Consider the following 16,964-nt stretch of genomic DNA (forward strand, 5'->3'; position numbering starts at 1 on the left):
CGATCAGAAAGCCTTCGGAAGTCCGGCCTGTTTCAGCGTTTCATTGGCCGTATGGCGGGATTTTACACCTTGGTCCGTGAAGTGGCGGTTAGAAATCGGGCTGTACCAGATTTCATGATCACCCTTTCCCGGTCGCACGTATTCGCAGCCGGCTTTCAGCAATAACTCTTTGAGTTCGCGGAGATAGCCGGCCATGGGCTCAGTAGGTCGGATTGGGGATGCGAACGAGCTGTTCGGCCATGATATGGACGGGGATTTCCGGCAGACTCGAGGTGAAGCCGTTAAGCTCGAAAAGGTCGGTTATAGCTGCCACAACTTTAGGCTCGAGGGCTTCGAGGGTGTCGGCCTCGACGGCCAGCCCTTCGATATCGTTGCTACTGGCAACCCAAACACCAGCCTCTTCATCCCAATCCGCGCGCACTCTGATCGAGGCGTGCTTCATACGATCAGTCTCCATAGCGGACACGATTGTCCTACGAGGTTGCGCACCACTGTTGGCACTACGCCGACGTGACATAGTGTACATATGTAGTGGAATGGCAGTGAATTTTATACGCCGATCTAGGCGTTACGCCGCCTATTTAACGATATCGAGATCGTTGATGACGCGTTTGCCGTCGACCTCGGTATAGAAGACGATCACCTTCACGCCGGCTTCGAGGCCGTCGAAATTGAATTCCTCGGGCGCCTGATAGGTTTTGCCGTCATCGAGCGTCAGCACGAGATTGGCCGTGTCGACCTTCTTGATCGTCGCCTCGACATCGGCACTCTCGGCAAAACCGCTCATCGGGGACAGGAAGCTGGCTGTTGCCAAAAGCGTGGCGACGACGAAACGCATGGCGACAATCCTTCTAAGACGCTGCACGAGAACATGACTGGCCACAGATAAGCTCCTGAATATGGCGAAAATTGCCCGTAAGAATGGCTTTTCCCGCCCAATTGATGAATAGGATTTTAAATATAATCAAGATGGTGCGTTAGCCCGCGGTTTTTCCCGTCCCACAATCTTTCGGCATCGCCGGCGGGCAATCGTAAATTAACCCGCGCGCCCTACAGTTGCTCGTCAACATGGGGGTTCATTTTGTTATCCAGGCTCAGCGACAGCAAGCAGTTGCGGCGCGTGTTGAAGAATAGCCGCGTCTCGTTTCTGGTTTCGTCGCTTGTCGCCCTCGTCGTCATCATGGTCGGCTTCGGGCTCGACCAGGCCAATACTGCGTCTTATGTGCGCGAACTTCATATCCGCACCGAAAACGAGACGAACCTGATCCGCGCCCGCGTCATGGCCGAGATCAATATGGACCTCAGCGTCGTGCGCGACCTCACGAACCTGATCTCCGTCAGCGCGGCAAATGGAGAGGAGATGGAGCGCCAGATCAACTGGCTGCTGATCCAGAACCCGTCTTTCATTCATATCGCCGTCGCGCCTGATTTCATCATCCGCGACATCCACCCACCGCAATCCGGCAATGAGCGGATCGGCCGCGACGTGCGCGAGGCTCTCTTCTTTCGCCAGGCGATAAACGGCGCGGCCGGCGTTCAGCCGGCGCGCTTCTACGGCCCGATCAGCATCGACGGCCGGGATGCCTTTGCCATCTTCTTCCCGGTTTACGTCAAGGAGAATGGCCAACGGCGGAACTGGGGGGCGGTCGAAGTCGCCATCGACCAGACGATGTTCTACCAGGCGACCGGGCTGATGCCGGCACGCGACCGCGAAAACCAGGGGCGCTATCCGCATCTCGGCCATCTTTCGATCGCCATCCGCGATATCGGCTCGCCGGCCGCCGCCAAAGCTTCTCCCCCGGCGCCGTTCTTCGGGTCTTCCGATATCGACGGCAAGGATCCGATGCGCCAGAAGATCGGTTTTGCCGGCGGCAAGTGGGAGCTTGCCGCTGTCCCGAACAGCGGCTGGGACGCGATACCCGAAAACCGCACCGAACTGCGCCTGATCATCGTTGCCGCCGGCTTCATCATCATCGTGCCGATCTTCTTCGCGACCCTGCTGCTCGGCGAGCGCAATCGCAACATCACCGCGCTGGAGACGCGCGAGGCAAAATTGCTGGAATTGTCGCAGCGGCTCAACCTGGCGCTGGAATCCTCGAATATCGGCATCTGGGAGCTGCAGGATGATTCGAGCAGCCTGCTCTGGGACGCACGCGCCGCGGCCCTGCACGGCAAGCCGGCGCAGGAAGGAAGCCGGGCGCTCGACGAATGGCTGGCAGCGGTCCTGCCCGAGGATCGTGAAACCGCCGAAGTGCATTTCTTCAGCTGCAGCATCGCCGGCGCCGCCTGCACGGCGCAGTACCGCATCCTGCTTGGCGACGGCGGCATCCGGCACCTGCGCTCGGTCGGCGCCTTCTATACGGATGCCGGCGGCGTCGGTAAGACCATCGGCATCGTCTGGGACGTGACCGCCGATGCGGTGACCACCGACACGCTGCGCAAGGCCAAGGATATGAGCGAGGTCAAGAATGCCGAGCTGGAGCTGGCGCTTGAAGAGCTGTCGAGCCGCGAGGGGCAGCTCGCCGAGCTTTCCAGCCGGCTCGACCTGGCGCTCGATTCCTATCAGTGCGGGATATGGGAAGCGCGGCCCGGCCGAGGCGGCTCGATCTGGAACGAGCGGATGCACGAACTCTATGGCCTTGCGCCGCGCAACGGCTTCATGACCGAGGAGATCTGGCTTGGCTGCATCCACCCCGAGGATCGGGCCCTGGCACTCGAAAGCGCCCGCTACTTCAGGCGGAACGGCGATACGCACACCCTCGTCTGCCGGGTGATCGTCGACGACGGCTCGGTACGTTATGTACGCTCGGTCGGAAAGGTCCACCAGACGGGGACCGGCGAGATGAAGATCATGGGCATCGCGTTCGATGCCACCGAAGACGTGCTGATGACGATCCGGCTGAAGGCGGCCAAGGACGAGGCGGTCGCCAAGAATATCGAGCTCGAGCTCGCCAAGAACAGGATCGAGCACAATTCGCTGCATGACCCGCTGACCGCACTCGCCAACCGCCGCAAGCTCGATATCGCACTGGAAAGCCTGACCCATGACGGCCGTCAGCAACGGCAGAAATTCTCGATCCTGCACATCGATCTCGACCGCTTCAAGGACATCAACGACACGCTCGGCCATGCCGCTGGCGATGCGATGCTGGTGCATGCCTCGAAGGTGCTGGCCAAGAATGTCCGCGGCAGCGATATCGTCGCGCGCATTGGCGGCGACGAATTCGTCATCCTCGCTCTCGACGTCGGCGACAAGGAGATGGCGCAGCTTTCGACGCGGATCATCGAGGAGATGCGCCAGCCGATCGATTTCCAGGGCTTCTCCTGCCGCTGCGGCGTATCGATCGGTATCGCGCTCGCCAACGGCATCCATGTCGATGCGCGCAAGGTGCTGATCAATGCCGATATCGCGCTCTATCGCGCCAAAAGCATGGGCCGCAATCGCTTCGAATTCTTCAATCACAATCTCCAGGCCGATATCATCAACACCAAGCGCACCGCCGACGAGATCCTCGCCGGCATCGACAATGGCGAATTCACCGCCTGGTATCAGCCGCAATTCTGCGCCCGGACGATGGAGCTGACCGGTGTCGAGGCGCTGGTGCGCTGGAAACATCCGTCCAAGGGATTGCTCACCCCCGACAAGTTCCTGCGCATCGCCGACGAGATCAATGTCGTGCAGATGCTCGACCGGATCGTCCTGGAAACGGCGCTGCATGACAAGATGCGCTGGACGGCGCGCGGCATTGCCGTGCCCAAGGTCTCGGTCAATGTTTCGGCGCGGCGGCTGCATGACGGCAGCCTGCTGGAATCGCTCGCCGACCTGCATATCCGTCCCGGCGAGATCTCCTTCGAACTGGTGGAGTCGATCTTCCTCGACGAGAGCGAGGACGTCGTCTCGCAGAATCTCGAGCGCATCAAGGCGCTCGGCATCGATATCGAGATCGACGATTTCGGCACCGGCCATACCTCCATCGTCAGCCTGTTGAAGCTGAAGCCGAAGCGGCTGAAGATCGATCGCCAGCTGGTGCAGCCGATCGTCAACGCCTCGCAGGAGCGGGCGCTGGTCAGCTCGATCATCGAGATCGCCCGCTCGCTCGGCGTCGAGACGGTGGCCGAAGGGGTGGAGACGGCAGCGCATGCCGCACTGCTGCGCGATCTCGGCTGCGACATCCTGCAGGGTTATGCCTTCTCGCGGCCGCTTTCCTTCGACGATTTCACCGCGGAAGCGACCGGAACGGGGTGGCGGCTGGCGTCCTGATCGCTGCCTGCCGATTGCCCTCCCCTGAGCTGTGGCCTGTCCGTGCAGAGAGGATAGCGCCAAGATGCGCCGTCCATCCTCCGGGAAAGACAGAAACAGCATTTCCGCCGCTGCCGGTTTGACGCAAAGAAAGGCTTTTGCCTCGGCGGTTTTTTGGCCTATGAGTGTCGCGCCTTTTCAAGCAATGGCGCGGCCGGCGGCGACCGGCCCTGGCGCGCCGCCGTGGGAACATATGTCGCACAATACATTCGGTCACCTTTTCCGCGTAACCACCTGGGGCGAAAGCCATGGGCCGGCGCTCGGCTGCGTCGTCGACGGCTGCCCTCCGGGGCTCAGCTTCAAGCTCGAGGACCTGCAGGTCTGGCTCGACAAGCGCAAACCCGGGCAATCCCGCTTCGTGACGCAGCGGCGCGAGGACGATCTGGTGAAGGTACTGTCCGGCGTCATGCTCGACGCCGACGGCGAGACGATGACGACCACCGGCACGCCGATCTCCATGCTGATCGAAAACACCGACCAGCGCTCCAAGGATTACGGCGAGATCGCCAAGCAATACCGCCCCGGCCATGCCGATTACACCTATGACCTCAAATACGGCATTCGCGACTATCGCGGCGGCGGCCGCTCTTCGGCGCGCGAGACTGCCGCCCGCGTTGCCGCCGGCGGCATCGCCCGCCTTGTCGTGCCAGGCGTCACCGTCCGCGGCGCGCTGGTGCAGATCGGCAAGCACAAGATCGACCGCCGCAATTGGGACTGGGGCCAGGTCGGACAGAACCCGTTCTTCTCGCCCGATGCCGCGATCGTCCCGGTCTGGGAGGAATATCTCGACGGCATCCGCAAGAACGGCTCCTCGATCGGCGCGGTCATCGAAGTGATCGCCGAAGGTGTGCCGGCCGGCCTCGGTGCGCCGATCTATGCCAAGCTCGACCAGGAGATCGCCTCACTGCTGATGTCGATCAATGCGGTCAAGGGCGTCGAGATCGGCAATGGTTTTGCCGCCGCCGAAACCTCAGGCGAAGACAATGCCGACGAGATGCGCATGGGCAATGACGGCACGCCGATCTTCCTTTCCAACAATGCCGGCGGTATTCTCGGCGGCATCTCCACCGGGCAGCCGGTGGTGGCGCGTTTCGCCGTCAAGCCGACCTCGTCGATCCTGACCGAACGCCAGTCGATCGATGCGGAGGGCAAAAATGTCGATATCCGCACCAAGGGCCGGCACGACCCCTGCGTCGGCATCCGCGCCGTGCCGATCGGCGAGGCGATGGTCGCCTGCGCCATCGCCGACCATTATCTTCGCGACCGCGGCCAGACCGGCCGTCTGAAATAGGAGCGCTCGCCCATGTCTTATGACCAGAAGCGCGTCGTCGACGCCATCCGGGCCTTCGAGGCCGGCGAGATCGTCGTCGTCATGGACGACAATGACCGCGAGAACGAAGGCGACCTGATCGTCGCCGCCGTGCATTGCACGCCGGAGAAGATGGCCTTCATCGTGCGCCACACCTCCGGCATCGTTTGCGCGCCGATGCCGAAGGAAGAGGCCAAGCGCCTCAACCTCAACGCCATGGTGGCGGAAAACGATTCGGCCCATACGACGGCCTTCACCGTCTCGGTCGATTTCAAACACGGCACGACAACCGGCATCTCGGCCGACGACCGGACGCTGACGGTGCGCAACCTCGCCAATCCGAATGTCGGCGCTTCCGATTTCGTCCGTCCCGGCCACATCTTCCCGCTGGTATCCCGCGAAGGCGGGGTGCTGATGCGCTCCGGCCATACGGAAGCGGCCGTCGACCTCTGCAAGCTCGCCGGCCTGCCGCCGATCGGCGTCATCTCCGAGCTCGTCAACGACGACGGCACGGTGACGCGCGGGCCGCAGGTGGTCGACTTTGCCGGACAGCACGGGCTGAAGCTTGTCTCCGTCGCCGACCTCATCGCCTATCGCCAGCGCAAGGAGACGCTGATCGAACTCGGCACCAGCTTCGACATCGAGACGCCGTTCGGCAAGGCCAAGGCCCATACCTATTCCCTGCCCTGGGACCCGATGCAGCATCTCGCCGTCGTCTTCGGCGACATCCGCGACGGCGTCGACATCCCGGTGCGCCTGCATCCGGAGAATGTCGCCGAGGATCTCTTCGGCAAGAACAGCCCGGTCGATTTCTACATGCAGAAGATTGCCGAGCAGGGCCGCGGCGTCATTGTCTATCTGCGCGAGGGCTCGGTCGGCGTTGGCCATACCGACAATGGCCGCAAGGCCCGCAACCAGGGCCGCGAGGCCCATGCCGAAGCTCAGACGCGCGACAGCGAATGGCTGGAAATCGGCCTCGGCGCACAAATCCTCAAAGACCTCGGCGTCAGCTCGATCAAGCTGCTCACCAGCCGCGAGCGCCACTATGTCGGCCTGGAAGGTTTCGGCATCAAGATCAGCACGACGGAAATTTGCTGAAGGAGCTTAGCGGCTGCCGCCAGGCGATATTCATACGCAATTTTTACGACCCGGAGATATTATTCTGGGCAAACAAAATTACTTATAATCTGCCCAGAAAGAACGATGGAGCATGCAAAAGCAACCAACGCTGAAACAGCCACGCTCACGGAAAACCGATTCCCCACCAAAAGAAAAATACATATGTAGGCAACACAAAACGATACTATTGTCGTGAAATGCCTGATGAAGTGCATCTTAGTATCATTATAACAAACTCCGTCGCCGAGAAAATCGCCATTTAATACTAAATAATATTGAGCGAAATAGTTATACACAAAAAATATAATAAACAATATTGGATACACTAATATAATACACGCATTTGAAAAGCGTCTGCTTTGCAATTTTTTCTCCTTGGATTTGATTATCTTACATTGTTCGAGATTGATCGCAAGCGCCGCAACCAGAGCATGCAATTATGTCGCCTAGTGCAGTCATGTTGTCCATAAAATCATGGGAACGTCGAAGCCTGACTAGGCGAGGATCTTGGTCAATGTTCTCCAGCTCCGCCATGGCTTAGGGCGGGGGATATTGATAACTACTGCTGAGTATTTGGCACTTGGTGAGATGAAGATATCTCTCAGCGCGGAAAAGACCGAGCGGCAGGATATGACTCGGATTTGAACTGTGGTGCGCTATAGAGTAAAATCATGCTCTCCACCCGTCCAAAAACACGACCTTCTCCACACCCGCAAACCGCGCAACCCGCTCCAACTCCGCTTCCAACCTTTCCAATCGCCCGGCCGAAGGTTTCACGCCCGGTTCCAGCCAGAGCCGCTTGACGTCCAGGGTCGATTTCTTCCGATCCGCCTTCATGTCGATGCGGCCGATCAGCCGGTCGCCTTCGAGGAGCGGGAAGACGTAATAGCCGTATTCGCGCTTCGGCTCGGGCACGAAGACTTCGATGCGGTAGAAGAAGCCGAACAGGCGTTCGGTGCGGTTGCGGTCGCGGATCATCGGGTCGAAGGGGCTGAGCACGCGGATGCGCGGCGGAGCGCCGGGGTAATCGTCGAGGGTCGAGAGGAAATCGGCAAAAGCCCAGGATGGGCGCGCCTTGCCGCCGAGCGCCGGTTCGATCAGCACTTCGGTCAGTTCGTCGCGATGGGCTGATACCCAGGCCTTGGCCTCATCGGGCGAGACGAGGTTCCAGAAGGCTGCGATCTCGCCATGGGTAGCAAAGCCGAGCCGGGCAAGCGCGTTGCGGCAGGCCCAGTCGACGAATTCCTCGCGGCTCACCTCCGGCTCGCTGAATTCGGCCGGGATGACGCGCTCGGTAAGATCATAGATCTTCTGGAAATTCGAGCGGCCGGCGATGGCGAGCTTGCCGGTGTGCCAGAAATATTCGAGCGCCGTCTTGTTCGGATGCCAGTTCCACCAGCCGCCGGAAACGTGGCCATCGGCCTTGACGTCGCGCGCCAGCATCGCGCCGTCGCGACGCACACGCTCATAGGTCTCCTCGAAAGCCGCCTCGAAGCCTTCGCCACGCCACTTGCGCCAGCGCTCGACCAAGACCTTCTCCTGGTGGCGGAACTTGTGCTTCCAATAGACGAAGAAGGCGCTCGGCAAGATCGAGGCATCATGCGTCCAGTGCTCGAACAACGCGCGTTCCTTTTCGAGCAGCGCCGTCAGATGTTCGCGCCTATAGGTCTGATTGCGGGAAAACAGGATCTGATGATGCGCCCGCTCCACCGTCTGGATACTGTCCACCTGGACGAAACCCAGTTCATGGATGAGCTGCAGCAGGCCGGCCTTGGTCAAGGCGCGGTTCGGCGGAGCGCTGAGGCCCTGCTTGGCAAGAAAGACACGGCGGGCGTCGGAATTGGAAAGCAGATTCGTCATGGCCACATCATAATCCTGAAAATCTTCCTAGCCACCCGATATCGACCCAAAATCGACAGCGAGATTTACTCTTTCATCACCGGGGATTCCCCGTATAGAAGCGGGATCGCGTGGATGCGAGGGATTGGTTTGGATATTCGTTTCGAAGATGCCGGGGTCAGTTTCGGGGCACGGGTGGCGCTGCAGCCGCTGACGCTTGGCATCAGTGGGAAGCGCATCGGCGTCATCGGGCTGAACGGCTCGGGCAAGACGACCTTTGCGCGGCTGATCAACGGGTTGACCAAACCGTCGGTCGGCCGCGTCACCGTCAACGGCCGCGACACGAGCGATGAGAAGACTGCGGTGGCCGATGTCGGCTTCATCTTCCAGTCGCCGCAGAACCAGATCATCCTGCCGATCGTCAAAGACGACATCGCCTTCGGGCTGAAGCGGCGCGGCTTCAGCAAGGCGGAGATCGAGGCGAAGGTCGAGGGCGTGCTGGCCCGCTTCGGGGCTGAGGCGCTGGCCGATCGGCGCGCGCACGAGCTTTCCGGCGGCGAGTTGCAGGTGGCCGCCCTCTGCTCGGTGCTGGCAACGGGGCCTGGCATTCTGATCCTCGATGAGCCGACCAACCAGCTCGACCTCAAGAACCGGGCGCTGGTCGAAGGGATTATCGCCGGGCTGCCGGAAAGCGCCATCATCATCACGCATGATCTGGAGCTAATCGCCGATTTCGAGCGGGTGCTGCTGTTTCATGAAGGGCGGCTTGCCGCCGATGCGCCGGCTGCAGAAGCAATCGCCCGCTACAAGGAGATCGCCGCCTGATGCAATCGCTCTATGTCGAAGGCAACAGCGTGATGCACCGGCTCTCGCCGCGGCTAAAACTGTTGTCGCTGACGGCCTTCGGCATCCTCCTGTTCATCAGCGATAACCTGGTGCTGCTTTCGAGCGCCGTGCTGCTGACGGCGGTTCTCTATCGCCTGGTCGGCCTGCCGCTTGCCGATGCGCTCAGGCGGTTGCGGCCGATCTTCCTGACGATTGCGGTCGTCGCGCTCTTCAACCTGATCTTCAATCCCTGGCAGGAGGCGCTGGTACCGCTGCTGCGGCTGACGGCGCTGATGCTGCTCGCCGCCACCGTGACGGCGACGACCTCGATCACCGAGTTCATCGACGAGGTAACGTCGCTTGCCCGCCCGCTCGAACGCATAGGCTGGGTGCAGGCCGACGATATCGGCCTGGCGCTTGGGCTGGTGCTGCGTTTCGTACCTGAGATCGTCGGCCGTTATCAGGCGATTCGCGAGGCGCACAGGGCGCGCGGGCTGAAGGTCCGGCCGATAACGCTGCTTGCGCCGCTGATCATCCTGACCCTTAAGGATGCGGATAATATCGCCGCGGCGATTGACGCGCGCGGCATTCGGCGGCATGTGAGTTAACGTTCTATAAACACGGAATTCATGATGAGCACTCGCGACCTCGTTCTTACCGCCCTCTTTGCCGCGATCATCGTGGCGCTCGGCCTGCTGCCGCCGATCTCGCTCGGCTTCATCCCGGTGCCGATCACCGCCCAATCCCTCGGCGTCATGATGGCCGGCGTCGTGCTCGGCGCCCGGCGCGGCGCGATTGCCGTGCTGATCGTGCTGGTGCTGGTGGCGATCGGCCTGCCGGTGCTTTCCGGCGGCCGCGGTGGGCTTGCGATCTTCGCGTCGCCAACGGCCGGCTTCCTGATCGGCTGGATCTTTGCCGCCTTCGTCACCGGCTACCTCAGCGAACGGCTGGTCAACCATCAGCAATCCGCGCTGGTGCAGACGGTGAGCTTCTTCCTCGCCGCCATGGCCGGCGGCATCGTCGTGCTCTACGCCTTCGGCATCGCCTATCTCGCCACCGTCGCCGGCCTCGGCTTCACAAAAGCCTTTGTCGGCTCTATGGCCTTCATTCCCGGCGATGTGATCAAGGCTTTCGTCGCAGCCCTGCTCGGCCGCGCCGTCATGGTCGGCTATCCCCTGCTGCCGGCGCGCGCCTGACGCAGAGGTCGATCTTGTCCGGCGAATACCCCAACGGCCCCGTCGAGGGCCGTTGGGCTTAAAGACATAGAGCCCTTCACCAGGCGTCGCTTCCGGTCGACATGAATGCGGGAACTTCCAAAGCTTCTTTTCATTTGTCGCAACGAACATCCGTGAAGGAGAAACCATGCGAGGCGACCAGCAGGAGGAGATGGCCGCCTGGTTCCGGTCGCTGGAGCCCGTCCAGCCGAATGACATGGTCGGCCTTTGGAGCGGCGTCGGCATTCCGTCGGGTCATCCACTGGACGGCGTGCTCGAGAATCTCAACTGGTTTGGCAAGCGCTTCCATTCCGACATGCGGGCGGACGCGCTGCTCTTCAACTGGAGACCGGGTCGGCTCGTGGCGCTCGAGCCAAGTTTCTTACCCATTGGGCTGGCGATCAAGATAGCGCCCTTTGGCCGGACGTTCGTCGCCCGCAGTTGGTTCTCATACCTGCAGAAGGTGCTTCGCGCGAGAGGCACGACAGCTTCGTTGCGGCTTCAGGCTCTCGACGGCGTCGAAACGGCGGCGATGGTTTACGACAAACAGCCGATTGTCGACTACTTCCGGAGGATTGACGATGACGGGATTGCCGGGATGATGTGCGTGCACGACGACCCCCGGCGATTCTTCTTCCAACTCCGGAAAGTGATGGATTGAGGCATGTCGCAATCGGCCGGGCGGCCGCCTTCTGGAATACCGTGTCACCCGACCATCGAACCCTTTGCCTCCCCGATCTTTCCTCAATCCAAGACAGGCGGAACATGCTATGAAAGCGGGGAAGAGGACGAGATGACCGTCATCGATCGAAATCATGTTCAAGTCCGGGGCGACGGCCAGCGTGCGATGATCTTTTCGCATGGATTCGGGTGCGACCAGAATATGTGGCGCTTCGTGGCGCCGGCTTTTGAAGACGACTTCAAGACGGTGCTGTTCGATCATGTCGGCGCCGGACGATCCGATCTCGCGGCTTATGATGCCCAGAAGTATTCGTCATTGGCAGGTTATGCCGATGACCTCGTGGAAATCTGCCGCGCGCTCGGCCTGACGCAAACGGTCTTCGTCGGGCACTCCGTCAGCGCAATGATCGGCGTTGTCGCATCGCTGAAGACGCCGGAGCTGTTTGAAAGCCTGATCCTTGTCGGGCCGTCGCCGCGCTATATCAACGACGGTGACTATGTCGGTGGGTTCAGCGGGGCTGACATAGACGAACTGCTGACGTCGTTGGACGACAACCATATGGGGTGGTCTGCCGCCATGGCGCCCGTCATCATGGGCAATCCCGATCGACCGGAACTCAGCGAAGAGCTGACAAATAGCTTCTGCCGCACCGATCCGGAGATCGCCAAGGCGTTCGCACGGGTGACATTCACGTCGGACAATCGCAGCGACCTTCCGCGCGTCACCGCCAGAACGCTGATCCTTCAATGCCGCGATGATATCATCGCCTCCGAAGAGGTCGGCGAATTCGTCCATCAGCAGGTCCCAAACAGTCAATTGGTGGTGCTGAACGCGAGTGGCCACTGCCCTAACCTCAGCGCTCCCGACGAGGTCATATCTGCAATCCGGCGGTTCGTCCGATGACCGGTGCCGATACGCAAATCTCCACGCCGGCTGAGGACCTCGAGGACCTATACGAAAACGCGCCATGCGGCTATCTTTCGCTGCAGCCGGACGGGCGCATCGTCAAGGTCAACAGAACGCTGTCGACCTGGATCGGCATCCCTGCCGATCAGCTCCTCGGCAAACGCCTTCACGACCTGCTCAACACGTCGGGCCGTATATTCTACGAGACCCATTTTGCGCCTTTGCTGCGCATGCAAGGGTTTTTCAACGAGGTTGCCCTCGATCTTGTCGCAGTGGACGGCAGAAAGCTGCCTGTGCTCGCCAATGCCATGGAAAGACGGGCCGAAGACGGCGCCCTGCTTTTCACCCGCGTGACGATGTTCCAGGCTGCCGAGCGTCGCCGCTATGAACGGGAGCTGGTCGACGCGCGCGCCGCCGCCGATGCTGCCGGCGCCATCGTCAAATCCCAGCTCGAGCTCGAACAGGAAACCGCCGAGCTGCGGGAACAGTTCATTGCCGTCCTCGGCCACGACCTGCGCAACCCGCTTGCCTCGATTGCAGCCGCGGCGCGCGTGCTGCGAAAAGAGAAGCAGACCGATCGCGCGATTAAAGTTCTCGACCTGATGCAGGGCAGCGTCGTTCGCATGTCCGCCCTGATTGACAACGTCCTCGACTTCGCGCGCGGACGATTGGGCGGCGGCATCACGATCGAGAGGCGGGCGGAGCATCTCGAGCCGCTCTTGCGGCAGGTCATCGAAGAACTCCGCTTCAGTCATCTCGACCGCGCAATTGAGGTGACGATCGAATTCGACGGGCCGATAAACTGCGACAGCGGCCGGATCGGCCAACTGGTGTCCAATCTTCTGGGAAATGCCCTGACCCATGGGACGCCGGACGAACCGGTGCGGCTATCGGCGGCAACTGTCGACGGAAAACTGGAGCTTTGGATCGCCAACGGCGGCGCTCCGATTTCCAGCGACGCGATGACACGGCTTTTTCAGCCTTTCTTCAGAGGCGAAGCCGGCACAGGTCAAAGAGGATTGGGGCTGGGTCTGCACATTGCTTCGGAAATCGCCCGCGCCCATGGTGGGACGATCACGGCCAGTTCCGATGACAAGGAGACGCGCTTCACCTTTGTGATGCCTTTGGATTGAACCGGACCGCTCAGTTGCACCGGTATGCGCGACTATCGGGTTGATTGCCGTCACGGCACAGCCAGGAATCCGAGCAACAAAAAACCGCCTTGAGGCGGTCGGGCATTCTATCGATTTCAGTTTGATTTAGTCTCCTCCTCCACCATCTCCGCCACCGCCGTCACAGTCGCCTGAAGCGTCGAACCAGCCTCCACCTCCATCGCCGGAGCTTCCTGAACTGCCCGACCTGCGCTTGGTGTTTGCGGTGGTCCGGGCGGTCCCGGTGATCAGGGCAAACAGGCCAAAGCCTGCGATGAGCATGGTAGTCATAAGAAATATACTCAATCAGTCTCCTTCGTTTGTTTCAGGAAATCTTGTTTCCTGATTAAAATAGTAGATTATTTTCCCACTCCCGAAAATAGCCTGAATATGAAACTTTCATGACATTCTGAATCACGTCAAAACTCTGCGCTGCCTAGGTTGCAGCGCAGAGAATTTCGGGCTGCCTTCTTCAAGCCGCCGCTCGATGCGGAAAGAGGACGGCTTGCGGAGCGGCTTTGACTCCAGCCACGATCAAGGGGTCCCGATAGAGGCGAGGAGACGCTATTCCAAGCCTCGAATGCAGCTTTGCGGCCGCGCTCGGCAGGAACGGCAGGAGGCAGCGGGCAATGATCGCAAGGCCATAGGCCTGCTCGGCCAGGCAAGCGCCGAGACGCGCGGCGGTCGCCCTCCGATCTTCGGGCGTGAGATCGGCAAGCAGGGCTTTTGCATCCGCCCACGGCGCGCGTTGTGTAAACCGCCTGTTCGCCTCGCCGATAAACGCAAAAATATCAGCGAGGCCGACATGGAGCTCGTAGGCATCGAAGGCTTCAGCCACCTTCCCCGGAAGGCGGGCAGCCTCGTCTACGAACGCGCTTTCCGGCACGGGCGGGACGATGCCGTCGAATGACGTGGAGAGAAGCGCAAGCACCCGGTTGGCAAGATTTCCGAGCTGCCCTGCGAGCTCTCCCGACCACGCGGCTTCGAGACGCTCGGCGGAGAAGTCGCCGTCATCTCCCGAGCGTATATGCCGGAGCAGGTAATAGCGCAGTGCGTCCGGTGTTGCGTAGGATTGGATGATACGTTCCGGATCGATGCCGTTGCCGGCCGACTTGCCGAGCTTCCGGCCGTCCACCGTGACGTAGCCGTGCACCAGGATCGAGGATGGCGGCGGCAGGCCTGCGGATAACAGGATGGCCGGCCAGTAGATTGCGTGGAACTTGGAGATGCCCTTGCCGACGACGTGGATGCGTTGGCCGCCGTTCCAATAGCGCTGCAAGAGGGTTTCATCGGAGCCGTGGCCGAGACCTGTGAGATAGTTCGCCAGGGCATCGAACCAGACGTAGACGACCTCATCTCCATCGGGGACGGGAACACCCCAGCCTCGCGCCCGCTCCGCACTGCGCGACACGCTGATGTCGGTCAGGCCACGCCGCAGCAGGGCAAGGATTTCGTTGCGCCGATGAGCCGGGACGATCCGAAGCTCGCCGGTCTCGACCAGCTCGATGAGCCGGTCGCCGTAACGGGAGAGACGGAAGAACCAGTTCTCTTCACGGATGGTCTCAAGAGCAATGCCATGTTCCGGGCAGCGCCCGTCATCGAGTTCCGACGGCTCGTAGAATTGCTCGCAGCCGACGCAATAGAGACCCTCATATGCCTTGCGATAGAGGTCGCCATTGCCGGCGCATGCCCTCCACAAGGCGTGGACGCAGGCGATATGCCTCTGATCGCGAGACGTGCGGACGAATTCCTCGTTGGAGATGTCGAGCAGGTCGCCAAGGCGCTCGAACCTGTCGGCGTTGGCATTGACGAAGTCCTTGACCGGCACCCCCGCGGCTTCCGCCGACCGGACATTCTTCAGGCTGTTGTCGTCGGTTCCGCACTGAAACCGGACGTCGTGGCCGAGAAGGCGGAAATGGCGGGCATAGGCATCGGCCTGGACGAGTTCGAGGGCAAAGCCCACATGCGGCGCGGCATTCACATAGGGGATCGAGGTGGTGATGTAGATCTTGTTCATCGGCGTTTCCTTTCGAAGGCTGTTATTGCCCGCGAGACGGATCGACCCATGAAAAGACCGCCTCGAGGGCGGTCTCTGGTGCATTATGGACGCACGAAACCCGCCACGCTATGAGCGCGGCATCATCATCACGAAAGTGCTGATCACGGTGTTGTCCATGCGATTTTCTTACCATCAAGGGCGGTTTCGAACAAGCCCAGTCGTTGCCAGCCCGTCACACCAGCCCGGGCACGACGAACACCAACCAGGCGACGATCGGGCCGATGATCGCGATCAACGCGCTGTAGATCAGCAACTGTCGCAGCACCTGCTCACGGCTGTCATCCGGTGCATTGGCGACGACAAGCGCGCCATTGGTGGAGAATGGGCTGGTATCGACGATCGTCGTCGAGATCGCGATCGCCGCGACCACGCCGATGGCGCTGACGTGTCCTTGCAGAAGGAACGGAACGGCGAGCGGGATGATCGCGCCGAGCAGCGCGGTCGAGGATGCAAAGGCCGAGACGATGGCGCCGGTAAAGCAAAGCAGGAGCGCCACCAGCAGCGGCATGCCGAGACTGGATATGCCGTTCGCCACGTAGTCGACAGTCCCGGCCTTCTCCATGACGCCGACATAGGTGATGATGCCGGCAATCAGCAGCACGGTCGACCAGCTGACCTTGTCGATTGCCGCCTTCTGGGTCTTCGGTGACAGCAGCGCCAGCGCGACCGCCACGGTCATGGCGACGAGGCCGACATTGAACTTGAAAACCAGGGCGCCGATGCCGAGCGCCGTCAGGCCGATCAAGGTGGTAATTCTCTCATTGTTCAGGCGCAATGTCGTCGCGGTATCGGCCGCCGTGCCATAGGCATGCTCCCTGATCGGTTTTGCCGGCGTGCCGCCGTGACCTCTGATCGACTCCGATACGCCCTCGGGATGGATTTCGGGCAAGGGGCCAATCGATGCGGCGTCCTGCTTCATCACTTTTGCGCCGCCGAAAATGAAGAAGACCAGCACCGCAATCGCCAGGTTGAAAAAGAAACTGGAGAGAAACAGCGAGGTCGGAGCGAAAGGCAGGCCGGCCTTCTCAACGATCTGGTTGGTGATTCCGCCATAGATGCTGATCGGCGAAAATCCGCCCGCCTGCGCGCCGTGGATCACCATCAGACCCATCATCACCGGGTGAATGCGGTATTGAACGGCAAAGCTCAACGCGACGGGTGCGAGAATGGCGACCGCGGCAGGCCCAAGGGCACCGAAACCTGTAATGATGGCGGCGACCAGGAATATCACCCAGGGAATCAAGCCGATCCGACCGCGCACCAGGCGGACGGCACATTCAACGAGCCAGTCGATCGTGCCGTTGATCTGCGCTATGGCGAAGAGGTAGGTGACGGCGACTAGCGTCAGGAACAGGTCACTCGGAAAGCCGGCGAAAATGTCGGTGGTTTTCATCCCGATGATCATCGAGCCGAGCACGAAGGCGCCGGCAAACGCCAGCGCACCCATGTTGATCGGCTGGATCGTCGCAATGATGAACATGGCGACCAGTAGGCCTATGGCCAGTAATTCAATACCCATGATTCCCCTCCCTCCGACGCCTCCAGCGCCGTAGCTGTTGT

General features: G+C 60.9%; 15 protein-coding genes. 9 read left to right on the forward strand and 6 right to left on the reverse strand.

What is annotated here, in order from left to right; translation table 11 throughout:
* Positions 1–3: 3 nt before the first annotated feature.
* From OIU37_RS14375 to OIU37_RS14385, 3 genes are all read right to left on the reverse strand, one after another.
* Positions 4–195, reverse strand: a complete 192-nt coding sequence (locus OIU37_RS14375) for a type II toxin-antitoxin system HicA family toxin (RefSeq protein ID WP_264257808.1) — start codon at positions 193–195, stop codon at positions 4–6.
* A 4-nt stretch (positions 196–199) separates the two neighbouring features.
* Positions 200–442 carry a DUF1902 domain-containing protein gene (locus tag OIU37_RS14380; protein WP_264257809.1) on the reverse strand — a complete coding sequence of 81 codons (243 nt, stop codon included), beginning with the start codon at positions 440–442 and terminating at the stop codon, positions 200–202.
* A 135-nt stretch (positions 443–577) separates the two neighbouring features.
* Positions 578–838 (reverse strand): DUF1344 domain-containing protein, encoded by a 261-nt coding sequence (locus tag OIU37_RS14385; RefSeq protein WP_003569889.1) that lies wholly within the window; start codon positions 836–838, stop codon positions 578–580.
* Between the two features lie 243 nt (positions 839–1,081).
* Between OIU37_RS14385 and OIU37_RS14390 the strand changes: the two genes are divergently transcribed.
* From OIU37_RS14390 to ribB, 3 genes are all read left to right on the forward strand, one after another.
* Entirely contained in the window at positions 1,082–4,261 is a 3,180-nt protein-coding gene (locus tag OIU37_RS14390) for an EAL domain-containing protein (RefSeq protein WP_264257810.1), read from the forward strand.
* 232 nt (positions 4,262–4,493) lie between these two features.
* Positions 4,494–5,591, forward strand: a complete 1,098-nt coding sequence (gene aroC, locus OIU37_RS14395; RefSeq protein WP_171601418.1) for a chorismate synthase — start codon at positions 4,494–4,496, stop codon at positions 5,589–5,591.
* A gap of 12 nt (positions 5,592–5,603) precedes the next feature.
* Complete coding sequence (gene ribB / locus OIU37_RS14400; protein WP_171601419.1) at positions 5,604–6,707, forward strand: 3,4-dihydroxy-2-butanone-4-phosphate synthase; 1,104 nt, start codon at positions 5,604–5,606, stop codon at positions 6,705–6,707.
* A gap of 690 nt (positions 6,708–7,397) precedes the next feature.
* Here the strand turns inward: ribB and OIU37_RS14405 are convergent.
* Positions 7,398–8,588 (reverse strand): winged helix-turn-helix domain-containing protein, encoded by a 1,191-nt coding sequence (locus OIU37_RS14405; RefSeq protein ID WP_264258489.1) that lies wholly within the window; start codon positions 8,586–8,588, stop codon positions 7,398–7,400.
* A 129-nt stretch (positions 8,589–8,717) separates the two neighbouring features.
* On the opposite strand from OIU37_RS14405, the gene OIU37_RS14410 reads away from it, so the two are divergent.
* From OIU37_RS14410 to OIU37_RS14435, 6 genes are all read left to right on the forward strand, one after another.
* Complete coding sequence (locus OIU37_RS14410; protein WP_180693637.1) at positions 8,718–9,392, forward strand: energy-coupling factor ABC transporter ATP-binding protein; 675 nt, start codon at positions 8,718–8,720, stop codon at positions 9,390–9,392.
* Positions 9,392–10,000, forward strand: a complete 609-nt coding sequence (locus OIU37_RS14415) for an energy-coupling factor transporter transmembrane protein EcfT (protein WP_168315525.1) — start codon at positions 9,392–9,394, stop codon at positions 9,998–10,000. Before OIU37_RS14410 ends, OIU37_RS14415 begins: the two co-directional genes overlap by 1 nt.
* A 24-nt stretch (positions 10,001–10,024) precedes the next feature.
* A complete protein-coding gene (locus tag OIU37_RS14420; protein ID WP_168311058.1) occupies positions 10,025–10,588 on the forward strand; it encodes a biotin transporter BioY in 564 nt (187 codons plus the stop codon).
* A 166-nt stretch (positions 10,589–10,754) separates the two neighbouring features.
* Positions 10,755–11,267: a DUF4334 domain-containing protein gene (locus OIU37_RS14425; protein WP_264257811.1), complete on the forward strand. Its 513-nt coding sequence runs from the start codon at positions 10,755–10,757 to the stop codon at positions 11,265–11,267.
* 132 nt (positions 11,268–11,399) lie between these two features.
* Complete coding sequence (locus OIU37_RS14430; RefSeq protein WP_171601423.1) at positions 11,400–12,191, forward strand: alpha/beta fold hydrolase; 792 nt, start codon at positions 11,400–11,402, stop codon at positions 12,189–12,191.
* A complete protein-coding gene (locus OIU37_RS14435; protein ID WP_264257812.1) occupies positions 12,188–13,327 on the forward strand; it encodes a PAS domain-containing sensor histidine kinase in 1,140 nt (379 codons plus the stop codon). The genes OIU37_RS14430 and OIU37_RS14435 overlap by 4 nt, the downstream gene beginning before the upstream one ends.
* A gap of 490 nt (positions 13,328–13,817) precedes the next feature.
* On the opposite strand, the gene OIU37_RS14440 is transcribed toward OIU37_RS14435, so the two are convergent.
* Together OIU37_RS14440 and OIU37_RS14445 are read right to left on the reverse strand one after the other, a co-directional pair.
* Positions 13,818–15,362 (reverse strand): methionine--tRNA ligase, encoded by a 1,545-nt coding sequence (locus tag OIU37_RS14440; protein ID WP_264257814.1) that lies wholly within the window; start codon positions 15,360–15,362, stop codon positions 13,818–13,820.
* 214 nt (positions 15,363–15,576) lie between these two features.
* Complete coding sequence (locus OIU37_RS14445; protein ID WP_264257815.1) at positions 15,577–16,923, reverse strand: SLC13 family permease; 1,347 nt, start codon at positions 16,921–16,923, stop codon at positions 15,577–15,579.
* Between the last annotated feature and the right edge of the window lie 41 nt (positions 16,924–16,964).

Origin of the sequence: Rhizobium sp. BT-226 (genome assembly GCF_025847085.2) — a bacterium.
Lineage (GTDB): Bacteria > Pseudomonadota > Alphaproteobacteria > Rhizobiales > Rhizobiaceae > Rhizobium > Rhizobium sophorae.